The sequence below is a fragment of the Erwinia sp. HDF1-3R genome, from assembly GCF_039621855.1.
Lineage (GTDB): Bacteria > Pseudomonadota > Gammaproteobacteria > Enterobacterales > Enterobacteriaceae > Erwinia.
On record NZ_CP155071.1, the window covers coordinates 3,279,728 to 3,301,118 of the forward strand.

The following is a 21,391-nucleotide window of genomic DNA, read 5'->3' on the forward strand; positions in this document are numbered from 1 at the left end:
TATGTCCCTGCTTATTGTGAAAGACTTAAGCATCGCCTTCCGCGCCTCCGGGGTCGAAAGGCGGGTGGTGGACAGCCTGTCGCTCTCCGTGGAGGCGGGTGAAACGCGCGCCCTGGTGGGCGAGTCCGGCTCGGGAAAAAGCGTCACCGCCCTGTCAATTATGCGCCTGCTCCCGTCACCGCCGGTGGTTTATCAGCAGGGTGACATACACTTTGCCGGACAGAACGTACTGACCGCCGACGAGCGCACGCTACGCGGCCTGCGCGGCAACCGCATGGCAATGATTTTTCAGGAGCCGATGGTGTCGCTCAACCCGCTGCACACCGTCGAAAAGCAGCTGTATGAGGTACTTTCGCTGCATCGCGCGATGCGCAGAGAGGCGGCGCGTGCCGAAATGCTGACCTGCCTGGATCGCGTAGGCATTCGCGACGCCGCCCGGCGGCTGAAAGATTTCCCGCATCAGCTCTCTGGAGGCGAGCGTCAGCGCATCATGATCGCCATGGCGCTACTGACCCGTCCCGAACTGCTGATCGCCGATGAGCCAACGACGGCGCTGGACGTCTCAGTCCAGGCGCAGATCCTGACTCTGCTGAACGAGCTAAAGCAGGAGCTGAATATGGGGCTGCTGTTCATCACGCACAACCTGAACATTGTGCGACAGCTGGCGGATAACGTCACGGTGATGCATAACGGCAAGGGCGTGGAGAGCAATACAACCCGACGGCTATTCGACTCGCCCCTACATCCTTATACGCAAACGCTGCTTAATGCTGAGCCGGAAGGCAGACCCGAACCGGCAGACAGCCACGCCGACCCGCTGCTTCGCGTCAGTCAGCTTCAGGTTGCCTTTCCGATCAAACAGGGCCTGATGCGCCGGGTCACCGGTTACCATCACGCGCTACGCTCGCTCAGTTTTGTACTTCGCCCCGGGGAAAGTCTGGGGCTGGTGGGAGAGTCCGGCTCGGGCAAAAGTACCACCGGGCTGGCGCTGCTGCGGCTTATTTCGTCACAGGGTGAGATCTGGTTTCGCAATCAGCCGCTGCACCAGTGGGATCGGCGAAAGATGCTGCCGGTGCGGCCAAAAATCCAGGTGGTATTCCAGGATCCCAACTCTTCACTCAATCCCCGGCTAAACGTGCTGCAAATTATCGCCGAGGGGCTACAGGTTCATCACCCTGCCCTCAGCGAAAAGCAGCGCGAGGCGCGCGTGATTGCAGCGATGCAGGAGGTGGGGCTGGATGCGGAGACGCGGCACCGCTACCCCGCCGAGTTTTCCGGTGGGCAACGCCAGCGCATCGCCATCGCCCGGGCGCTGATATTACAGCCGGAGCTGATTATCCTTGATGAGCCGACCTCATCGCTCGACAGGTCGGTTCAGAAACAGATCCTGACGCTGCTGAAAAAATTGCAGCGCGATCGCCAGCTGGCCTACATTTTCATCAGCCATGACTTACAGGTGGTCAGATCGCTCTGTCATCAGGTGGTGGTGCTGCGGCAGGGTGAAGTAATTGAGCAGGGAGAGTGTGAGGCGATATTCTCCGCCCCAAAAGAACGCTACACGCAGCAGCTTATAGCACTGAGTGATTTCGCCATGTTTCCGCAATCCCCACGCCAAAGTTCTTAAGGCGGCAGGTGGTGGCGCTTTCATCATGACGGGTCACGAACAGGCAGGGCTGTCCGTCCCACTCTACCACGGCGCACTCAAGCTTGATGTCCGCCAGTGCCTCTTTGATCATTTGCATGATATCCCATGCCTGCTCCCCCTGGTGGCTGAGCAGGCTAAGGCCAATCAGATCGTCATCGCCAGCGACGCCATTCAGCGTCAGCGGCTCTACGCTGAGTTCGGACGATCCCGTGCCCCAGCGATAGCTTTGCGGTAATCGGTGTACGACAGAATGTTGTAACATAGTCAGCTAAACTCCCCAGTTCAACAGCGAGTGCAATGCTATAACAGCCGTTTTTTCACCAACGGTAGATATTGCACGGCAGGATAAAGCAAGGGCAGCATCACCTGAGCAGGGTCGTTTTTGAGCGTTGCCTCACGTTTCAAGGCTATATTTACCGCGTCACGGCGTGAATAACAACCATTTTTGTTGCATATAGGTAAATTTTAGCAGCGTTACATTCACATTAAAGCAACATAGTCGACACTCAGCATCCCCTGACCTGTGGGAAGGGTGCAATCAGACCGTTACGCCTTTACGCGGTCGGGCAGCGTAGAGGAAGAGTAGAACGGAGACTGTCGCACAGATAAAGATCGACCCCACCATTGGCCAGGCCGAGTGGAAGGAGAGCGTCGAGAGCAGCGCACCCACCAGCGCGCCCACGCCAAATCGCAGCGTGCCCGCCAGCGATGACGCCGTGCCTGCCATATGGGGAAACTCTTCCAGAATGACCGCCATGGCATTGGAGGAGACCATCGCCACGCAGCCAATAAACATCGCCACACCAAACACCAGCGGCAGAAAGCCCAGATTGAACGCGCTAACCACCACCATCCACACGCCCATGCTGAACTGTATCAGCAGCCCGAGCCGGAACATCGCCAGCGGACCAAATCGACGGACGCAGCGGCTGTTAAGCAGCGTCATCAGAAACAGGAAGACGATATTCAGGGCAAAGTAGTAGCCGAAATCCTGCGGGCTGATGTGGTTCAGCTCAATATAGACAAAGGGCCCGACGTTGAGGAATGAGAACAGCCCGGCAAATGAGAAGCCGCTGGCCAGCATATAGCTGAATACGCGCTTGTGGCGGAACAGCGACAAAAAATTTCTCAGGGTGGTACGGAGATGGAATTTCTGTCGCTTTTCACGCGGCAGCGTCTCTTTGATCTGGGTGACAACCAGCACGGTGGTGACCACCGCGGCCAGCGAGATGGTCCAGAAGATTGCGTGCCAGCTCCAGACCAGCAGCATCCAGCCGCCTACGATGGGGGCCACCAGCGGTGCAATGGTGGTGACCAGCATCACGAATGACATCATGCGGGAAAACTCTTCCTTCGAGTAGGTATCCCGCATCAGCGCGCTGATCACCACGCTGCCCGCCGCTGCCGACAGGCCGTGCAGCAGACGCATAAAAATCAGCTGGTCGATTGACTGGGAAAGCGCACAGGCGGCAGCGGCGACGGCAAAAATCAGCGTCCCCACGGCAATGACCGGTTTACGCCCAAAGCTGTCCGCCAGCGGCCCGTAAATCAGCTGCCCGAGAGCAAACCCGAAGATATACAGATTAAGCGTCATCTGCACGCTACCCGCTGATACCCCGAACTCGTGGGCAATTTGCGGGAGCGCAGGTAAATACATATCAATTGATAGCGGCATTAACATCGCCAGCAGGCCAAGGATCACCACCAGCCCCAGCGACGAATTCTTTTCCTTACGCACCCTCATCTACCCCACACAAGCTTCTGGTTATGATCAACGGGTCGGCAGACCCACGCTGGCAATTTCTTCTTCGGTCAGGGCACGGTATTCGCCCGGCTGCAGATCCTCGTCCATGGCTATCGCACCAATGCGCTCACGGTGCAGCTCCACCACGCGGTTGCCGACCGCTGCAAACATCCGTTTTACCTGATGATAGCGGCCCTCACTGATGGTCAGACGCACCTGATGTTCGTCGATAACGTCCAGCCGGGCCGGTTTGGTCAGGTCTTTTTCGTTATGCAGCTGGACACCCGCGGTAAACTGCGCCGCCGTATCCTCCGCCAGCGGCGACTCCAGCGTCACCAGATAGGTTTTTTCGCAGTGATGGCGAGGCGAGGTAATACGGTGTGACCACTGGCCGTCGTCGGTCATCAGCACCAGGCCGGTGGTATCAATATCCAGTCGCCCTGCCGCATGGAGCTTATAAGCGGTGGGCTCATGCAGGAAATAGAGCACCGTTGGGTGATCGGGATCGTCAGTGGAGCAGACGTAGCCCTGCGGCTTATTCAGCATGAAGTAGCGCGGTCCGAGCTGCTGCTGTAGCGGATTGCCATCATACTCAACCTGGCTTTCAGGGTTCAGCCTGAACGCACTTTCCCGTACCACTTCCCCATCAACCGTTACCTTACGCGCCCGTATCTCGCGTCCCGCGATGGCGCGGCTGACTTCCAGCTGCTGAGACAAAAATTTATCAAGTCGCATTAAATCTGCACTGCCTGTTTAGTAGATATGAAAACCGACGCTCCTGACTGCGGAGCGTTTGAAGAGAGAGAACGCGTGGATCCTGACTGTTCTGCCCATCACCGGGGAGACTGAACAGCGCCCCCGGATACCGCCTCAGTATATAGGGAGTTAGCGTCGAGGCACAGAGGCTGACGGGCATGAAGCGGCCTTTCATGTCATAATGCGGTTTTGCTCCCAGATCCTCCGAAAACCATGTCGTTTACTCTGCGCCCCTATCAGCAGGAAGCGGTTGATGCCACGCTCAGCTACTTCCGTCGTTCTCATCAGCCCGCCGTTATCGTGCTGCCAACCGGCGCGGGTAAAAGCCTGGTTATTGCCGAACTGGCCAGGCTGGCACGGGGACGCGTGCTGGTACTGGCGCACGTCCGGGAACTGGTGGCGCAAAACCACGGTAAATACCTCGCCTACGGGCTGGAAGCCGATATCTTCTCCGCCGGGCTGCAGCAAAAACAGAGCCGCAGCAAAGTGGTCTTTGGCAGCGTCCAGTCGGTGGCCCGCAACCTGTCGCAGTTTGAGGGGGAGTTTACCCTGCTGATCGTCGACGAGTGCCACCGCATCAGCGACGCCGACGACAGCCAGTATCAGCAGGTGCTGAACCACCTGCGCTTAAGCAACCCGCGACTGCGACTGCTGGGCCTGACCGCGACGCCCTATCGCCTGGGGAAAGGCTGGATTTACCAGTTCCACTACCACGGCATGGTGCGCGGCGATGAGCGGGCGCTGTTTCGCGACTGTATTTATGAGCTGCCGCTGCGCTATATGGTGAAGCATGGCTTTCTGGTGCCGCCGGAAAGACTGGATATGCCGGTGGTGCAGTACGACTTCAGCCGCCTGACCGCCCGTGAAAACGGTCTCTTTAGCGAAGCGGACCTCAACCGTGAGCTGAAACAACAGCAGCGTATTACGCCGCATATCGTTCAGCAGATTGTGGAATTTGCTCAGGACCGTCAGGGTGTCATGATCTTTGCCTCCACGGTTGAACACGCGAAAGAGGTGCTGGGCCTGCTGCCTGAGGGTAAGGCCCTGATCACCGCCGGGACGCCTGCCGCCGAACGTGACGCGCTGATTACCGCCTTTAAGGCGCGACAGCTGCGTTACCTGGTTAACGTGGCGGTACTGACCACCGGCTTTGACGCGCCGCACGTAGACCTGATCGCCATCCTGCGCCCTACCGAGTCTGTCAGCCTCTATCAGCAGATTGTCGGGCGCGGCCTGCGCCTTTCCCCGGGAAAAACCGACTGCCTGATTCTGGATTACGCCGGCAACCCGCACGATATTTTCACGCCTGAGGTGGGCTCGCCGAAAGGGAAAAGTGACAATAAGCCGGTGCAGGTATTCTGCCCCGCCTGCGGGTTCGCCAATACGTTTTGGGGTAAAACGACCCCGGACGGTACCGTAATTGAGCATTTTGGCCGCCGCTGTCAGGGCGTACTGGAGGATGACGAAGGCAATCGTGAACAGTGCGACTATCGCTTTCGCTTTAAACAGTGTCCGCACTGCAATGCGGAAAACGATATTGCCGCCCGGCGCTGTCATCAGTGTGATGCGCTGCTGGTGGATGCCGACGATATGCTAAAAGCGGCGCTCAAACTTAAGGACGCCCTGGTTCTGCGCTGCGCGGCAATGGTGCTGGAAACCGGCAGCGACGAAAAAGGAGAGTGGCTGAAGGTGCGCTATTATGATGAGGAAGCCACCGAGGTCAGCGAGCGCTTCCGGCTCTTCACCCCCGCCCAGCGTACCGCCTTTGCGCAGATTTTCCTGCGCCCACACCAGCGCGCCCCCGGCGTCCCGCTGGTGTGGAAAACGGCAGCGGATATTGTCGCCCTCCAGCCCCTGCTGCGTCAGCCCGACTTTATCGTGGCGAGAAAGCAGCGCCATTTCTGGCAGATTCGGGAAAAAGTATTCGACTACCAGGGGCGCTATCGCCGCGCCAATATGCTGCGCTAGCGCCACGACGGTTTAATTCATTGCCGCTGGCGCGAAACCTGGGCTATAATGCGCCCCGCTTTTGCTTTCGCCAAAGCTGAACACTCCAACCTGTTGCTGGGTCGCCTGTAGCAGGATAATCAGATAAAGAGATTGAACAATGTTCACTATCAATGCAGTAGAACGTAAAGAGCAGGGCAAGGGTGCGAGCCGCCGCCTGCGTACAGCTAACAAATTCCCGGCCATCATTTATGGCGGTAACGAAGCAGCTGTTGCTATCGAACTGGACCACGACTACGTGATGAACATGCAGGTTAAGCCTGAGTTCTACACCGAAGTGCTGACTCTGGTTGTTGATGGCAAAGAGTCAAAAGTAAAAGTGCAGGCTGTACAGCGTCACCCGTTCAAGCCAAAACTGCACCACATCGACTTCGTTCGCGCTTAATCGCCCGTTTGAAATCCTGTGAAGAAAACGCCGCGTAATGCGGCGTTTTTTTTTGCCTGCAATAGCGACGCTGTTTGTCGCGGCGAACAACGTCCCTCAAACAGTTACGTTGTTCGCCGCGGCTAAGATTCTGCTCAAACCGCGATTTTATTTGCCGCTACTGCGGCGCTGGAGCTGGTCACGCAGGTTGGGCGGTGTGCCTTTGATCGTCAGCGTATCCGTTGCCGGATCCCAGAAAATGCGCTCGCCTAACAGCATTGCGTCAAAGTTGATCGTTAGCCCACCGCCGCTGCCGGAAAATTTGGTCAGCTGGCGCAGCGTACTGCGATCGGCCGGAAAACTCTCCTCCAGCTCATATCCCTGCTCCTGCGTAAAGGCCTGGAAGCTTTTTTCACCGAGCGGCGCCAGCTCTTCAGAAAGCCCCTGTAATGCAATCTCCTCGCCCGCCTGCAGCTGTTCATTACAGTAGCTGTAGACCTGCTGCCGATAGTTCTGCCGCTCATTTTTATCGAGAGTGGCCTCAGAGCAGTAGTCGTCTACCGCCTGCAGTAACCCGCGGTTCTGCGCTTTGGTATCCAGACCCACGCTGGCGCCGAGGAAATCCATAAAGAAGTCGGCAACCTTGCGCCCTACTCTTCCCCGCAGGAAGGTAAGATAGCGCGTTGACTCTGGATTGGTTTCCCATTCGGTCAGGTCGATACGCGCCACAATATCGGCATGGTTGATATCCAGATAGTGCGTGCTGCTGATATCCAGCTCTTCATTCACGCGCATGCTGTTCTGGCTGTTCAGTACCGCAATCAGCAGATAGTCGACCGCCAGATAGCGGTAGTGACCGAACAGCACCACGCCGCCTTCCGCAAACGGATATTTTGCCAGCTCATCACGCAGTCGACCCGTAGCCGCACGGCTGAACGCGAGGAAATCATCCTCACCCTTACGGCAGTTGCGCAGCGCCTCGGCCAGCTCGCTCTCTTCGTTAAACAGGCCGTAAGCTTTGTTCTTGGCGCTGTAAACACGATGCAGTTCTTCCATCATCGCGGTGACCGGAGCATTCGCGGGAAGCAGTGATTCGCGCAGCACCAGCTCAAGCGTCTGCTCGTCGCGCTTGATCAGCTGGTGAAGAGCAATCTGCTCGATATCCAGACTCATGGTAAACTCTCCTTTTGATGTAGGCGCGTATTCAAACACCGAGTGCGACGGCGATCAACAGGCAACAACTTTAACCGGGCGTTGACGATAAAAGAGCAGAAAAAATCGCACTTTTACGTTAAGATGCCGCCCTTTAACACTGAATAAACTCGACCTTATGCCGCAATCATCCCGTTACAGTGACACCCGCGTGGAAAAACTCCTCGCCGAAATGGCCAGCGTACTTGAAAAAGACAAGGCCCCCACCGATCTTTCCCTGATGGTACTGGGAAATATGGTGACTAATTTACTTAATAACAGCGTATCGCCTGCTCAGCGCAGCACGCTGGCTCGCTCCTTCGCCGACGCGCTGCAGGCTTCGGTACGTGATGATAAAGCCCATTAATGTGAAGATTCAGACTCTGCTATGGTAACAAATCGGCAGCCCTACCGAGAAAAAGTGTCCCAGATGATTAGCTGGGGGCACTGGTTCGCCCTGTTTAATATTATCTTTGCCTTTATTCTGGGTAGCCGTTACCTGTTTGTTACCGACTGGCCCGCCTCGCTGGCAGGACGCATCTATGCGTTTACCAGCTGGATTGGTCACTTCAGCTTTATTGTGTTTGCCGCCTATCTGCTGATTATCTTCCCGCTCACCTTCGTGGCGATGTCCCAGCGGCTGCTGCGCTTTCTCTCTGCCATTATCGCGACCGCCGGGCTGACGCTGATTCTGGTGGACAGCGCGGTCTTTAATCGGTTTCATCTGCACCTTAACCCGGTCGTATGGGAACTGGTCGTTAACCCGGACCAGAGTGAGATGGCCCGCGACTGGCAGCTGATGTTTATCAGCGTACCGGCCATATTTCTGGTCGAGATGCTGTTTGCCACCTGGAGCTGGCAAAAACTTCGCAGCCTCAACCGGCGCAACTTTGGTAAGCCGCTGGCGCTGCTGTTTATCGCGGCCTTCTTTACCAGCCATGTGATGTATATCTGGGCGGATGCGAACTTCTATCGCCCTATAACCATGCAGCGCTCCAACCTGCCGCTCTCCTATCCGATGACCGCCCGACGCTTCCTGGAGCGGCACGGCCTGCTGGATGCGCAGGAGTATCAGCGACGCCTGGTGGAACAGGGTAACCCTGAGGCACTGTCGGTCACCTATCCACTAAACAACATCACCTTTAGCGACGCCGGTACGCGCAATAACCTGCTGGTGATCACCGTGGATGGATTGAACGAGGCCTCAGTGGCGAAAAGTCTGCCGCACCTGAAGCAGTTTGCCGATGAAAACGTCAATTTCACCCATCACTTTAGCGCAGGCTTTACCGGCGACAGCGGCCTGTTTGGCCTGTTTTACGGAATTTCACCGGGCTATATGGACGGCGTGCTCTCCGCGCGCGTCCCCTCTGCCCTGTTTGGCGCGCTGAGCAAGCAGGGTTACCAGTTCGGTCTATTCGCCTCCGACGGCTTCAATGCGCCGCTCTACCGTCAGGCACTGCTGGCAGATTATTCTCTGCCTGCATCAAAAAGTCAGCCGAACTCGCAGACCACCCTACAGTGGCAGCGCTGGCTGGACGGGCAGAAAAACAGTCCGTCGCCGTGGTTCTCCTGGCTGTCACTGTCGGGCATGGCGGAGCCAGCGGGTAATGCGAAGGAGTTCGCCCGCCGCTACGCGCGCAGCGCAGCCGACGTGGATACGCAGATTCAAAATGTGCTGACCACGCTGAAAGATAACGGCATGCTGGATAAAACCGTCGTGGTGATCACCGCCCGGCACGGCATTGCGCTGGACGGCGACACCAGTATGGGTAACCGGTCCAATCTGCAGGTGCCGCTGGTGGTTCACTGGCCGAATACCCCTGCGCAGCAGGTGGACAAGCTGACCGGGCATCAGGATATTATGACTACCCTCATGCAGCGCCTTCTGCACGTCAGCACCTCTGCCACGGACTATTCACAGGGAGAGGATCTTTTTGCGGCTGCCCGTCGGCGCGACTGGGTGATTGCCAACAGCGATCGCCAGCTGGTGATCACCACGCCTTCCGTCACGCTGGCGTTGGATGCTAACGGCAGCTACAAGGCATGGGATAACCAGGGGCATCGGTTAAAAGATCATAAGCCTCAGCTCGCCCTGCTGTTGCAGGTGCTGACCGATGAGAAACGTTTCACCGCCGATTAATGGCTGGCACTGTATAAATTCAAAGCAGTCAACGCGTTAGGCGCTTGCAATTGCAGATGAAATGAGTACTATAAGCCCACGTGTCGGCACGTAGCGCAGCCTGGTAGCGCACTGTCATGGGGTGTCAGGGGTCGGAGGTTCAAATCCTCTCGTGCCGACCAAATTATCCCAACGTTTTGTCTGGTGAAGCCCAGAGAGAACCATAAAAAACAGTTTAAACAGTAGGTTGTTGAAATCTGCTGTTTTCTGTTGTCTAGTGAAATCCTGATTGATACAGTGGAATCCACCTAATTTAGGCATACTCATGGACATTCGTTTCTAAGACTGCCTTTTGATATGCCTAAGCCTTCCGAGGAACAGAATGGAGACTGTTTATGGCAAGACAGACCAAGCCCGTAAACAATACCGAAGTGAAGAACGCCAAAGCTGCTGGACGAGCATTGGTTCTTTATGACGGGGACGGTCTGGAACTGCAGGTAACTCCCGGAGGCTCAAAACTCTGGCGGTTTCGTTATTACAAACCCTTCACTCGTAAACGGGCTATGATCAGCTTTGGCTCATACCCTTCCGTTTCGCTTTCCGAAGCCCGCCAAAATCGTGAAACAGCCCGCACTCTTCTCAGCAAAGACGTCGATCCTCAAGAGCACAAAAGGGCAGAATAGCTTCGTCAGAAGAGTGTGAGTGAAAGTACGTTTGAAAAAGTTGCAGCTGGGTGGTTTAAGACCAAAGAGGCAGCCGGATTAACAACCCATACTCTTAACAATATCCGGCGTTCAATAAGTAAATATGTGTTCCCACATATTGGCTCTATGCCTATTTCCAGCATTACAGCCCAACAGTTCATCGGATCCCTTAGCCCAACTCATGCGGCAGGTAGACTCGAAACTGTTAAAAGGTTGAGTCATCTTATTAATGAGGTTATGGATTACGCTTTGAACTCTGGCTTAGTCACTTCAAACCCAGCGGCAAAAAAAAATCGGTAAGACGTTCCATAAGCCAAAAGTAAAACATCGCCCTGCCCTCTTACCTGAACAGCTACCTCTGCTTATGAAGAATCTCGCATTTGCGAGTATTGGCAGACAAACGCGTTGCCTTATTGAATGGCAGTTGCTAACCATGACAAGACCAGCTGAAGCCGCAATGACCCGGTGGGACGAGATCAATTTTGAAACCAAAGAATGGCGTATTCCTGCCGGGCGCATGAAAATGAAACGTATGCATATTGTTCCATTGTCTGAGCAGGCACTAGCCGTATTGGAAATTATGAAGCCTATCAGCAAACACAGACCTCACGTTTTTCCCGGCTACCGAAATCCGTTTGAACCTATGAACAGTCAGGCTGCTAACATGGCACTGAAGCGCATGGGCTTCAAAGATATCCTTGTTGCGCACGGTATGAGATCCATAGCCTCAACTATTCTTAATGAGAAGGGATTTCAGCCTGACGTCATTGAGGCAGCACTGGCTCACATTGATACTAATGAGGTCAGGAGAACTTACAACCGCTCTCAATATCTGGAGCAACGAAGAGATATGATGTCTTGGTGGGGTAAGCATGTTGAACTGTCAGCAAGTGGCAACTACAGCTTTTCATCAGGATTGGAAAATGATTCAGTAAATCATTACCATGATTTAAAAGTATGATAATTATTTGCATCTAACATTATACTCAGCTACAAGAATAGCAACTCTACTTTATGATCCAAAGATCGTGACTAAGGAGCCTGTAATTTAAATTGTGTATCTGCCTGTTTTTGATATCTTCACTCCAACAACGGAGACAGGCAATTTATGGACGAAAAGAAACTCAGAGCCCTTGCGACTGAACTGGCTAAAGGCCTTAAAACCGAAGCCGATCTCAATCAGTTTTCCCGTATGCTGACAAAGCTTACCGTTGAAACAGCGCTCAATGCTGAGCTGACTGATCACATCGGCCACGAGAAGAACGCCCCCAAAACAGGCTCCAATACCCGTAATGGCTACTCGTCAAAAACCTTGCTTTGTGATGATGGTGAGATTGAAATCAGTACGCCACGCGATCGTGAAAGCACCTTCGAACCGCAACTGATAAAGAAAAACCAGACGCGTATCACCCGGATGGACAGCCAGATTTTGTCCCTGTACGCCAAAGGCATGACCACGCGAGAAATCGTCGCCACCTTCAAAGAGATGTACGACGCGGATGTTTCACCCACGCTGATTTCTAAAGTCACCGATGCGGTTAAAGAGCAGGTCACAGAGTGGCAGAATCGCCCCCTGGATGCACTTTATCCCATTGTTTATCTTGACTGTATTGTTGTAAAAGTTCGCCACGGTGGTAGCGTGATTAATAAAGCCGTCTTCCTCGCACTGGGCATTAATACCGAAGGCCAGAAAGAGCTCCTGGGCATGTGGCTGGCAGAAAACGAAGACGCAAAGTTCTGGCTCAGCGTGCTGACAGAGCTTAAAAACCGGGGCCTTCAGGATATCCTGATTGCCTGCGTGGACGGTCTGAAGGGCTTCCCGGATGTGATAAACAGCGTTTATCCCCAAACGCATATCCAGCTGTGCATTATTCACATGGTGCGTAACAGCCTGAAATACGTGTCGTGGAAGGACTACAAAGCCGTGACTGGCGGGCTGAAAGCGGTATATCAGGCTCCAACAGAAGAGGCGGCGTTAATGGCTCTGGAGCAGTTCGCAGGGGGCTGGGACGATAAATACCCGCAAATCAGTAAAAGCTGGTATGCACACTGGGAAAATCTCAATACGTTTTACAATTATCCACCGGATATCCGTAAAGCTATTTACACTACGAACGCCATCGAATCGCTGAACAGCGTGATCCGTCAGGCAATAAAGAAACGCAAGGTGTTCCCGACGGATGACTCGGTGCGGAAAGTCATTTATCTGGCGATCAGGGATGCTTCAAAAAAATGGAATATGCCGATCCGAAACTGGCGGCTGGCGATGAGTCGCTTTATTATCGAGTTCGGTGACCGCCTGAGCGATCACCTCTAATACGTTGGCAGTTACACAGAATTATTTACAGGCTCGGTTCTGTCCTAATTTTGCTTAAAACAGACTTTCAGATTAGATTGCCTGCTGCCAGTTAAAAAAGTCAGATCAAGACTAAGCTAATACACTAAATGACTAAGACCTCTATTCCGAATCTGGGGTCTTTTAGTTTGTGTTAAGCATAGCTTATCGGTTACAATCTTGGCATGTTCTCATGTTTCACAGATAATGGATATGAATAAAATACAGATCGAACAACTTCTACGACAGGAAGGGTTCACACCTAAAGAAATTTCCGTGATTCGTCAACATGCTGAGAAAGACGCCTACCCCTACCCTTGGTTGTTATCTCAACTTTCAAAGAGATTTGTTGTTTCCATTATCCTGCTGCTCATACTTTTCGCAGGCTTTATCTTCACATTAAGCCATGGCACTCATGAAAGCCTTGTCTCTTACTCAATTACGTTTTTAATAGGTTTCGGAATCATGTATGTTTTCGTTCCATTGAAACCTGCATTTAAAGCGTTCAGATTCATGAGAAAACATGGTCATTCATTATAATTATCACTGATAGATTTGATTGCCATGCCGTCGTTATAAACTTCAATAAACAGCTCTTTTCTACTCATTTCCTTGATACCGCGAACGTAATCAGTGTTGAGGAAGTAGAAAAGCCTCCAGGCCTCAGGTTTCTGAACCAGGCGAACAATGCCATACACCGATAGCGCGAGATCCATTGAGCTATAGGCTATCTGTCCGACCTTTTGATCGAAGCCCAAAAATTCCGCAGTAGCCACATAGCCCTGCTTCAGCAGCCCTTCGCTATCGCTTTTGCCATAAATCAGATTCTCAACTGATTCCTGAACACCGTTTAATCCATGAAGAACTAACATTCCGCCAAAAGCAGTTCCAATGATTGTTCCGGTAGCAAGGGAAGCGCCAATGACCGATACTCCGGCTATGACCTGCAGGCCACTTAGAACTACTCCTACTCCATTTATCACATAGCCCCAGATATCTCCCTTCTTAACGAGCTCAACTGACGCATGTACAGCAGCTGTACCAGCACGAAGCATTCTGTCCTGAATCGTTAGATATTCATTTTCCTTTTTCAGATTTTGTATGCATTCCTGGCACTGCTCATCTGAAGATCCGGACCGGATTATGTTAAGTTGCGCATTCACAAAAGCTTTAACTTCGTCCTGAAACTGCAAGCGATTAAGCCCGTCTTTAAGATAGATAAGAGACAGGTGATTGGCATGAGCAAGTAGCTGATTTGCCTCTGCATTTGCCATTGTTAGGAAGTAATCTGCGAATCTGTTCGGTTTCCAGTAGTCCATGACTGAGCCTTTGTGTCATTATGTATATCTATAATTTTATTTAATCAGATATTTTTGCTAAGTGAAAGAAAAAGGACCAATCATGAGTACTGATCTCTTCTTAAAAATCGACGGCATTACAGGTGAATCTCAGGACAGCAACCACAAAGGCTGGATCAACGTAGACTCTTTCACATGGGGTGCAACGCAACCTGGTAATATGTCAGTTGGGGGCGGCGGCGGCGCTGGTAAGGTTCAGTATCGTGATCTAACAGTTCAGACCCAAATCGACAAAGCAACACCAGCTATCATGCGATACGTTTCAAATGGCAAGCATATCGGTAAAGTAGAACTATCAGTCTGTAAAGCAGGTGGCAATCAGATTGAGTACTGTCGTATCACTTTGGAAGACGTATTGATCACAAACGTAACATTCCAAGGTACGACAAATCGCGACCTTATAGGATTGTCCTACCAATTTGAGGCTTCAAAAGTCAAAACCCAGTATTGGGAGCAATCCTCTACTGGCGGCAAAGGCGCAGAAAGTCAGTCAGGTTGGAATATTAAAAACAATAAGGAAATTTAATTTTCATCTTCAATTAATAACATTATGTTTTAGGGTGCAAACTGTATGTCTATAGCCAGTGGAGAACTTTATGATACAGCTAATTTTATTTTAAAATCCAGAAGAATGACAAGATATGGAATCATAGGGTTTGTTATTGGCATAACAATATATGCACTATGTTATCTGGTGTTAATTCAAAGTGTATTCTTGCCCAATAATTTGAATAACCCTATAATTGCAACAGTAGTAACTGACAAAGAAGCAATGAAGTATTCTGAGCAAGCCTTTATGACCTTGAGAAATTTCAATGATGGGATTAGCAATATTGAACCCGAAGGCGACATATTTGCGTTTTTGCCAGTAAATCCAGCTGTAATGCTAAATGTTCATTATAAATTATCAGAACACTACGAAGTTGACAATAAAGTCACACCAGCTAAAAGAATTAAAAAATTCAAATACGAGCCTACTTTTGAATTAAGGTTGAACAGGGGGGTTCTGATATTATTTCTATTTTCTGAGATAATTATGATATGTGTACTTATCGGTGTAATTTATTTTAGCAAAAATAAATACACAAACAACTTTGAAGAAGAAATATTAAGGTCTTATCATGCTGTTATGTTTAGCTTCCTGAGTTCTGCAGAAGATAGTGAGAATAACACAGAATTAAATATCAAGAAAGAATATTTAGTATTACTCCTTACAAACCTGCATTTATTTATCATTCAAATGACCAGGAGACATAATAATAGACCGTGCATAACTATTGAAGACGAATTAGATTTACAAGATATTTTCTTCTCTTTATGACTCATTATCTTTCCCAATGCAAGTAAAGAATACTTTACTACTGAAAAACTAGGTTCTAATTCAAGAATAGATTTTTTCATTCAGGATATAAATACTGGTATAGAACTGAAGCATGTGACACCCAGAAAAAACTCGAAGCCAGGGTTATTAGCTGAGCAAATTCTAATCGATATCAAACGTTATCAATATAACAAAGATTTAAAGAAACTGATTTTTTTCATATACGACCCTGAAATGGTAATACTAGATTTTAACAATGAGACTGACGAACTAACTCATGAAGCCGAAATTGAAACTAAGATCATATTCTCTCCACCAAGATAGTTAACATCTCGTTAAATTATAATCTGGCCCCCTTTCTCTTTTTCTTCTTGGAAGGGGGGGATTTCATGAGAATGTTTTTTTCGTACTTAACCCTTTCTGCCTGATAGATCCCCTCAGCCTCCTGCTCGTTATCAATCGCATAGTGAATGAGATATGAATCGCCGGAGGCTACGCTGGTAGTGTGGCAGGTGAGAAACTGGTCAATATGTTTTTGGAGTCAACCGGTGATTGAACATATACTAGCCAGGTCAGAATTGTTCTTTGGACTATTTGCCAGTTTACTTATTTTTATATCGTTTTTTCTCTACCTGGCCAATAAGCGTCGTTATGAAAATTTAGTCTCACTTTTCAAAGAAAAATATACATTCCCCGCTCCTGCCTCATTTAACCATATGGTTGGTTTTTTTTGGTGTTTTCCCCATGAGCAGATTTTTTATCAGATTGAGCAAGAAACAGAAGATTTTTTTGCTCAAGCAAAACGACCCTGCTTATAATTTTTTTTTGAGGAGAATGACTTAAAAATTCAGCCATGGATGAGGTATTTATCCGCCATGTGGATGACTGCGACTGCGTTTTATCTGATTTCTATATTAGCTGCTATTATATTATCTGCGGTCAGGTGAGCAAAAAATATCAGGTAAGAAAATCAATCGCAATTTTGATCTGGGTACGATAAGGGGAAGCATCGCAGAACACAGCCCCCAGAGAACGAGTGGGAATTCTCGCCATCTCATGCGTCATGACTGCATACTCATTATCATCAGTCAGTCTGACAAGCGAAACCAGCCGTTCCGATCGTGTGCTGTCGGGATACTTTAAAGGGCGGCCGCGGGATCGCAATCCTGCGGCTCAGCCGGCTGAGAATATCACTTGTTACATCAGACAGCAGGGGCGACGGTCATTTAGTCAGTTCTGCCACGCACCTCTACAGGATGCTATATTCATACAGTTGACGACGTGTCTGTATATTAAATGTCGTTTGATCTTCTGCTGATAATTTTGCAAAATCATCAACGAACTCTTTAATCGTATCTACTGGATTTTTCTCCGGGGATTTGGAGAGTGACTCTATCGCTTTAACCACAAATACCCCACATCCGTTTGGCACGTTTTCCTGCATATTCCCATTAATGAATGCGATATTTTCTTTAGGCACTCCTGCTGCTCTTGCTGAATCAATCAAGTTATTTTTTGTATTTCCATTTAAATCACCCAAAGAATTAAATACAACACACTTATTTATATGATCGGATCCATCTTTATACAAAGAAAACATAACCCAGTGATCCCCTGTATTTATTGGAAAAACCTCCGGCTTATCAGAAATATTATTGGATTTTATTTTTTCACCAATCTGTTCAGACAGCATATTTATGTTTGTTTCAGGCTCAATCAGTCCAATGGGGAAGTTTAATGACAAATTATCAGCGTCCTGATTTACATCATACATGGCAGCATTTATCTCATCCGTTGTCAGCATGCGAGCGCGACTCCATAAATCCTGGTCGACAAACTGCTCGTACGGTGACTGGCTCCTGTTCCCGCCGCTGAAAATAGCGGTTACATCCTGTTTCTGCGTTGCATGAGTTAAGGCAGAACCCGCCATATAAAGCAGTTTAGAGGGAGAATTAAACTTACTCCTATCTGGATCATTCGCTTCTTTACTATTACATGTCATTTCATATAATCTAAGGCTGGCCAGTTGAATCTCTTCGTCTATCCCTTTCTTCCCCTGAGTTTTTCCGCTAAACAAATCAAAAAGGATATCCTCAGATCTGTTACCTGCCTCATCATTACGAAGGGCAAGGTTATGCAAAATATCAATACAATCAAGGTTGCCGTCTGCGGCTGATTGACTCAATACATCAAGAGTTTCGCTATTTACATCGTCTTCGAATAAGTTTTCGAACTGCTCAATATTTATATGATAATTAAAACAAAGCGGTGCAATCATTTTTTCTTCTCTTAGAGTTAAGGAACATAACTAATTTTCACATCTTTTATGTTAAATCACTCGACAGTAAATGTATTTCAATATTCGCTTTTCTGTAGGTTTACCGGATGATCAGTTAAGCGATGTTTTGCTATCAATCGTTTAACAACAGAGCATGTACCTGGATGAATTGGGCTACATCATCGCCTGTTTTCTTAACCAACGTGATGAGTGAGATAATGTCTTTTTGCTGCTCTGGGGTCAGTCCAGTCATGGATCTGGGGCGTCTGGCGGGGTGGGAAATCTAACTTAATGTCTGCGGATTTATTAATTAGCCTGAATTCATCACATCAGGCTATATAATGAAAAAGTAATCAGTAGCATCCCTCCAGCGGTATTGATGGTTCTTTTCAACCTGAGTGGATTAATTTTCCTTGCGGAAAAAATGAGTATATGGCTGATGACAATAAGCCAGATGCTCATAACAAGCACATGCACGGAAGCCAGGGTCAAATAGTTACTAATGCCCGCCTGTTTTCCGGCAAATTGAGATACCACCGTCAGATAAAACATAATGGCTTTGGGGTTAAGAACGTTAGCCAGCCACGCCTCTTTCACCGTAACGGACGAACGCCTGTTATCAGGTTTATCAGGCTTTGATGTAAGGCCGCTGAGGATGAGCATAATCCCTAACCACAGGAGATAGGCTGTCCCTGCTATTTTCAGTGCACCAAAAATGGCTGGAGATGAGACAACTACAGCAGTTATCCCAAGTCCGATAAGCAGGGCGTGAGTGTATATGCCCAAAGCCGTTCCGGCCAGCGTTCTGAATAGCCCCCTACGCCCGCCCGCCAGAGCGCTGCTCATCACCAGCGTGAAGCTTGCTCCGGGGGAGAGAGCCACGGGCAGAAGTGCGGGCATAAAGCCGATAAGGTTAATATCCATACCCTTTAACTATAATTGATCATGGCGTTATGTTCAGCATAAGCTTAGCGATTTACGCTTATGCCCGTTCTGGCCTCAGGAAAAAACCTCATCAGACGCGGTGCGCTACTCTATAATGCCGTTAACTGTTTTCACTGCTCATAAGACGGGACCCACGGTGGCCGACACACTCCAATCTCAAACGCCACTCGTTCGCTGTGGAAACGCACATATCACCTTTCCGGTGGTGCCCGACGCGCACTTTCTCGGTGATATCGTCCGCACCGCCCTGCCCGACTTCCCTGCCATAACCCTTTTTCAACTGGGATACAGCCCGGAGGTTTACCATCCGACGCTGTTCTCCACGCTGGATATACCGTTTCCCGCACACTTGCAGCGGGCAGTCGACAAGCGTCAGGCGGAGTATCTTGCCAGCCGCTATCTGGTCAGACAGGCGCTGTCGCACTATGGCATTGAGGGATATATTCTCAGCAATGATGCGCAGCGTGCGCCGATTTGGCCCGCTGGCATCGTCGGATCGCTGTCGCATACCCGGCATTGCGTCAGCCTGCTGCTGGCGTCGGCAGATTGCGCGCTGCTGCCCGGCGTGGACTGTGAAGAGGTGATGCAGGGCAAAACCGCGCAGGAGCTGGCCAGCACGATTGTGAATGAGGAGGAAAGGCAGCAGCTTGAGCAGAGCGGCCTGCCCTTTGCCACGGCGCTGACCGCGGCCTTTTCACTAAAGGAGAGCCTGTACAAAGCGCTTTTCCCGTCGCTTCGACAGTTTATGCATTTTAGCGACGCGGAGATTATCTCCTGCTCACCGCAGGCAGAGCGCGTAACGCTCAGGCTGCTGAAGGATTTCTCCCCGCGCTTTCCCGCCGGATGCGAGTTTAGCGGGCATACGCTGAGTGACGCCAGTCATCTGCTCAGCTGGGTCATCGTCGAGGGGGCCCATGACGCTACGCAGGCGCCATAAAAGCCCGGCCTGACTGACGTCAGGCCCCCAGCGTTCCGGTGCGTTTTACCGCATCCAGCGTAGCCTGTTGGCGATCTTCCCCGGTCAGCTCACTCAACCGACCGTCACGCATCTCCAGCAGGCGATCGGCATGCAGGAAATAGCTGTCGTCGTGGCTGATGGCGAGAATGGTTTTACCCATCTCATGCAGCCATGGCAGCAGTTCACGATAGAATATACGGCGGAAATGCGGATCCTGATCGGCCGCCCACTCATCAAGCAGCAGGATATCACGCTGTTCGGCCACCGCCAGCAGCAGCGCCAGCCGCTTACTCTGGCCTTTAGAGAGCGCCAGATTAAGCACCTTGTTACCGTTAAGCTTAATCTTGTCGCGCATTTCCAGCCGCTCAAGCCACTGCTCAACCCTGACAGGATCGGCGGCCTGGCCATTATCATCAATCAGGCGATCGAACAGGTGAACGTCCGTGAATACCGCTGAGAACAGGCGGCGATAACTCTCCCTGTTTGAATCATCTATAACCTCGCCATCCAGCAGGATCTGCCCGGATACCGGCGTATAAAGCCCGGTCAGCAGCATCGCCAGCGTCGATTTTCCACTGCCGTTCCCGCCAATCAAAAAGACCCGTTCACCGCGCGTGAGCGTCATACTAACCGGCCCGACCTGGAAACCGCGATCGCCATAGTGGAAAACCAGATCCTTAAGCTCAAGGGTCTGCCAGCGCTTCGCCTCGCCGGGGGCAATAAACTCTGGCTGGTAATCGGCCAACCGGAAGGCATTCAGCTTGTTAAAGGCAACCTGGGCGCTGAGCAGCGTGGGCAGCGCGCCCACCGCAGAGAGCAGCGGCGTGCGCAGAAACAGCAGCGTCAGTGAGTAGGTGGCCGCCACGGCGGTGTCCGCCCAGCCCAGGGTATTCGCCATGTAAAAGACCAGACCAATGGCGCCCAGCATCATAATGTTGGACCAGTTTACCGCGCTGAGGTGAAAGGTATCGGCGCGCACGATATGGTGACGGTAGTTTTTGGCGTTTTCCTGATAGAGGTTTTCATAGATCATTCGCGCCCTCTGGCGGTTAAGCGCCAGCTCCTTACGTCCATCAATGATGGTCTGATAGTCCGCGTAGAGCTGGTCCTCGGTTTCGCGCAGCTTAGCCATATGGCGATAAACCCGGGAGACCAGCAGCCAGCCGCCAATAATGGTTATCGTGACCCAGACCGCAGTAACCAGCAGCATGCGGGGCGAGAGCCAGGCCAGATAAGCGGCAGAACCGAGGGTCAGGATAACGCCCTGGATCAGCTCCGGCAGGCGCACAAAGGCAATCGTGATGTTGCGCACATCGCTGGTCAGCCCCGCCAGCAGCTGCGCACTGCCGATCTGCCCGATACGTTCCACCTGGGTATCCAGAATGCGTTTGATAAATTCGCCGCGCAGACGCCAGACAAAATGGTGACCGAGCATCGTCAACGCAAGCTGAGAGGCGAGGGTCACCGCCAGCAGCAATAGCAGCAGCCCCAGGAACTGCGGCAGCACCGCCAGTGAGGCACCCAGGGTCACAATCAGCTCGCGGTTGATAAAAGCGATCAGCCCGATGCCGAGGGCGGCACTCAGCAGGCTGAGGGCAATGACGCCCAGAAACGGCCAGCGGTACTGACGGTAAACAACGTGAAGCAACTCCATGACATCATCCAG

General features: G+C 51.1%; 19 protein-coding genes, 1 tRNA gene and 2 pseudogenes. 13 read left to right on the plus strand and 9 right to left on the minus strand.

From position 1 onward, the window contains the following. Position 1: 1 nt before the first annotated feature. Entirely contained in the window at positions 2 to 1,624 is a 1,623-nt protein-coding gene (gene yejF / locus AAGR22_RS14985; protein WP_345828278.1) for a microcin C ABC transporter ATP-binding protein YejF, read from the plus strand. On the opposite strand, the gene AAGR22_RS14990 is transcribed toward yejF, so the two are convergent. The 3 genes from AAGR22_RS14990 to rsuA all read right to left on the minus strand — a co-directional run bounded on the left by AAGR22_RS14990 (position 1,569) and on the right by rsuA (position 4,124). Beyond that, complete coding sequence (locus AAGR22_RS14990) at positions 1,569 to 1,913, minus strand: YejG family protein (RefSeq protein WP_197473350.1); 345 nt, start codon at positions 1,911 to 1,913, stop codon at positions 1,569 to 1,571. The two genes, yejF and AAGR22_RS14990, sit on opposite strands and share 56 nt — an antisense overlap. A gap of 270 nt (positions 1,914 to 2,183) precedes the next feature. Then, on the minus strand, positions 2,184 to 3,383 hold the full coding sequence (locus tag AAGR22_RS14995; protein WP_156485022.1) for a Bcr/CflA family multidrug efflux MFS transporter: 1,200 nt from the start codon (positions 3,381 to 3,383) through the stop codon (positions 2,184 to 2,186). A gap of 33 nt (positions 3,384 to 3,416) precedes the next feature. Beyond that, the gene (gene rsuA / locus AAGR22_RS15000) at positions 3,417 to 4,124 is read right to left on the minus strand and encodes a 16S rRNA pseudouridine(516) synthase RsuA (protein WP_067708677.1); all 708 of its coding nucleotides are present in this window, start codon (positions 4,122 to 4,124) and stop codon (positions 3,417 to 3,419) included. A gap of 234 nt (positions 4,125 to 4,358) precedes the next feature. Here rsuA and AAGR22_RS15005 point away from each other — a divergent pair, with 234 nt between their 5' ends. Both AAGR22_RS15005 and rplY read left to right on the plus strand, forming a co-directional pair. After that, positions 4,359 to 6,113, plus strand: a complete 1,755-nt coding sequence (locus AAGR22_RS15005) for a DEAD/DEAH box helicase family protein (RefSeq protein ID WP_345828279.1) — start codon at positions 4,359 to 4,361, stop codon at positions 6,111 to 6,113. 139 nt (positions 6,114 to 6,252) lie between these two features. Then, entirely contained in the window at positions 6,253 to 6,537 is a 285-nt protein-coding gene (gene rplY / locus AAGR22_RS15010; protein ID WP_067708683.1) for a 50S ribosomal protein L25, read from the plus strand. Between the two features lie 147 nt (positions 6,538 to 6,684). On the opposite strand, the gene yejK is transcribed toward rplY, so the two are convergent. Beyond that, positions 6,685 to 7,689, minus strand: coding sequence for a nucleoid-associated protein YejK (gene yejK / locus AAGR22_RS15015; RefSeq protein WP_345828281.1), 1,005 nt, complete (start codon positions 7,687 to 7,689; stop codon positions 6,685 to 6,687). A gap of 157 nt (positions 7,690 to 7,846) precedes the next feature. On the opposite strand from yejK, the gene AAGR22_RS15020 reads away from it, so the two are divergent. From AAGR22_RS15020 to AAGR22_RS15045, 6 genes and pseudogenes are all read left to right on the plus strand, one after another. Next, the gene (locus tag AAGR22_RS15020) at positions 7,847 to 8,074 is read left to right on the plus strand and encodes a YejL family protein (RefSeq protein ID WP_067708690.1); all 228 of its coding nucleotides are present in this window, start codon (positions 7,847 to 7,849) and stop codon (positions 8,072 to 8,074) included. Between the two features lie 21 nt (positions 8,075 to 8,095). Further along, entirely contained in the window at positions 8,096 to 9,847 is a 1,752-nt protein-coding gene (gene yejM, locus AAGR22_RS15025) for an LPS biosynthesis-modulating metalloenzyme YejM (protein ID WP_345828283.1), read from the plus strand. Positions 9,848 to 9,931: 84 nt separating this feature from the next. Beyond that, positions 9,932 to 10,008, plus strand: a tRNA-Pro gene (locus AAGR22_RS15030). 213 nt (positions 10,009 to 10,221) lie between these two features. Beyond that, positions 10,222 to 11,491, plus strand: a pseudogene (locus AAGR22_RS15035) (integrase domain-containing protein). Between the two features lie 147 nt (positions 11,492 to 11,638). Beyond that, a complete protein-coding gene (locus AAGR22_RS15040) occupies positions 11,639 to 12,847 on the plus strand; it encodes an IS256 family transposase (protein WP_345828285.1) in 1,209 nt (402 codons plus the stop codon). Positions 12,848 to 13,078: 231 nt separating this feature from the next. Continuing rightward, positions 13,079 to 13,405, plus strand: coding sequence for a hypothetical protein (locus AAGR22_RS15045; RefSeq protein ID WP_345828287.1), 327 nt, complete (start codon positions 13,079 to 13,081; stop codon positions 13,403 to 13,405). On the opposite strand, the gene AAGR22_RS15050 is transcribed toward AAGR22_RS15045, so the two are convergent. Next, positions 13,393 to 14,184, minus strand: a complete 792-nt coding sequence (locus AAGR22_RS15050; RefSeq protein WP_345828289.1) for a DUF4225 domain-containing protein — start codon at positions 14,182 to 14,184, stop codon at positions 13,393 to 13,395. The two genes, AAGR22_RS15045 and AAGR22_RS15050, sit on opposite strands and share 13 nt — an antisense overlap. A gap of 82 nt (positions 14,185 to 14,266) precedes the next feature. Between AAGR22_RS15050 and AAGR22_RS15055 the strand changes: the two genes are divergently transcribed. The 3 genes from AAGR22_RS15055 to AAGR22_RS15065 all read left to right on the plus strand — a co-directional run bounded on the left by AAGR22_RS15055 (position 14,267) and on the right by AAGR22_RS15065 (position 16,362). Further along, positions 14,267 to 14,749: a type VI secretion system tube protein Hcp gene (locus tag AAGR22_RS15055; protein ID WP_345828291.1), complete on the plus strand. Its 483-nt coding sequence runs from the start codon at positions 14,267 to 14,269 to the stop codon at positions 14,747 to 14,749. Positions 14,750 to 14,794: 45 nt separating this feature from the next. Beyond that, on the plus strand, positions 14,795 to 15,544 hold the full coding sequence (locus AAGR22_RS15060) for a hypothetical protein (protein WP_345828293.1): 750 nt from the start codon (positions 14,795 to 14,797) through the stop codon (positions 15,542 to 15,544). 548 nt (positions 15,545 to 16,092) lie between these two features. Continuing rightward, positions 16,093 to 16,362 (plus strand): hypothetical protein, encoded by a 270-nt coding sequence (locus tag AAGR22_RS15065; protein ID WP_345828295.1) that lies wholly within the window; start codon positions 16,093 to 16,095, stop codon positions 16,360 to 16,362. A 139-nt stretch (positions 16,363 to 16,501) separates the two neighbouring features. Here the strand turns inward: AAGR22_RS15065 and AAGR22_RS15070 are convergent. The 3 genes and pseudogenes from AAGR22_RS15070 to AAGR22_RS15080 all read right to left on the minus strand — a co-directional run bounded on the left by AAGR22_RS15070 (position 16,502) and on the right by AAGR22_RS15080 (position 18,746). Next, a pseudogene (locus tag AAGR22_RS15070) lies at positions 16,502 to 16,757 on the minus strand (CcdB family protein). 36 nt (positions 16,758 to 16,793) lie between these two features. Continuing rightward, positions 16,794 to 17,822, minus strand: coding sequence for an ElaD/SseL family deubiquitinase (locus AAGR22_RS15075; RefSeq protein WP_345828296.1), 1,029 nt, complete (start codon positions 17,820 to 17,822; stop codon positions 16,794 to 16,796). Between the two features lie 324 nt (positions 17,823 to 18,146). Beyond that, entirely contained in the window at positions 18,147 to 18,746 is a 600-nt protein-coding gene (locus tag AAGR22_RS15080; RefSeq protein ID WP_345828297.1) for a LysE family translocator, read from the minus strand. Between the two features lie 157 nt (positions 18,747 to 18,903). Between AAGR22_RS15080 and AAGR22_RS15085 the strand changes: the two genes are divergently transcribed. Then, positions 18,904 to 19,704 carry a 4'-phosphopantetheinyl transferase superfamily protein gene (locus AAGR22_RS15085; RefSeq protein WP_345828298.1) on the plus strand — a complete coding sequence of 267 codons (801 nt, stop codon included), beginning with the start codon at positions 18,904 to 18,906 and terminating at the stop codon, positions 19,702 to 19,704. 19 nt (positions 19,705 to 19,723) lie between these two features. Here the strand turns inward: AAGR22_RS15085 and AAGR22_RS15090 are convergent, their stop codons facing one another. Further along, positions 19,724 to 21,379, minus strand: coding sequence for a multidrug ABC transporter permease/ATP-binding protein (locus tag AAGR22_RS15090; protein WP_345828299.1), 1,656 nt, complete (start codon positions 21,377 to 21,379; stop codon positions 19,724 to 19,726). Positions 21,380 to 21,391: the final 12 nt, after the last annotated feature.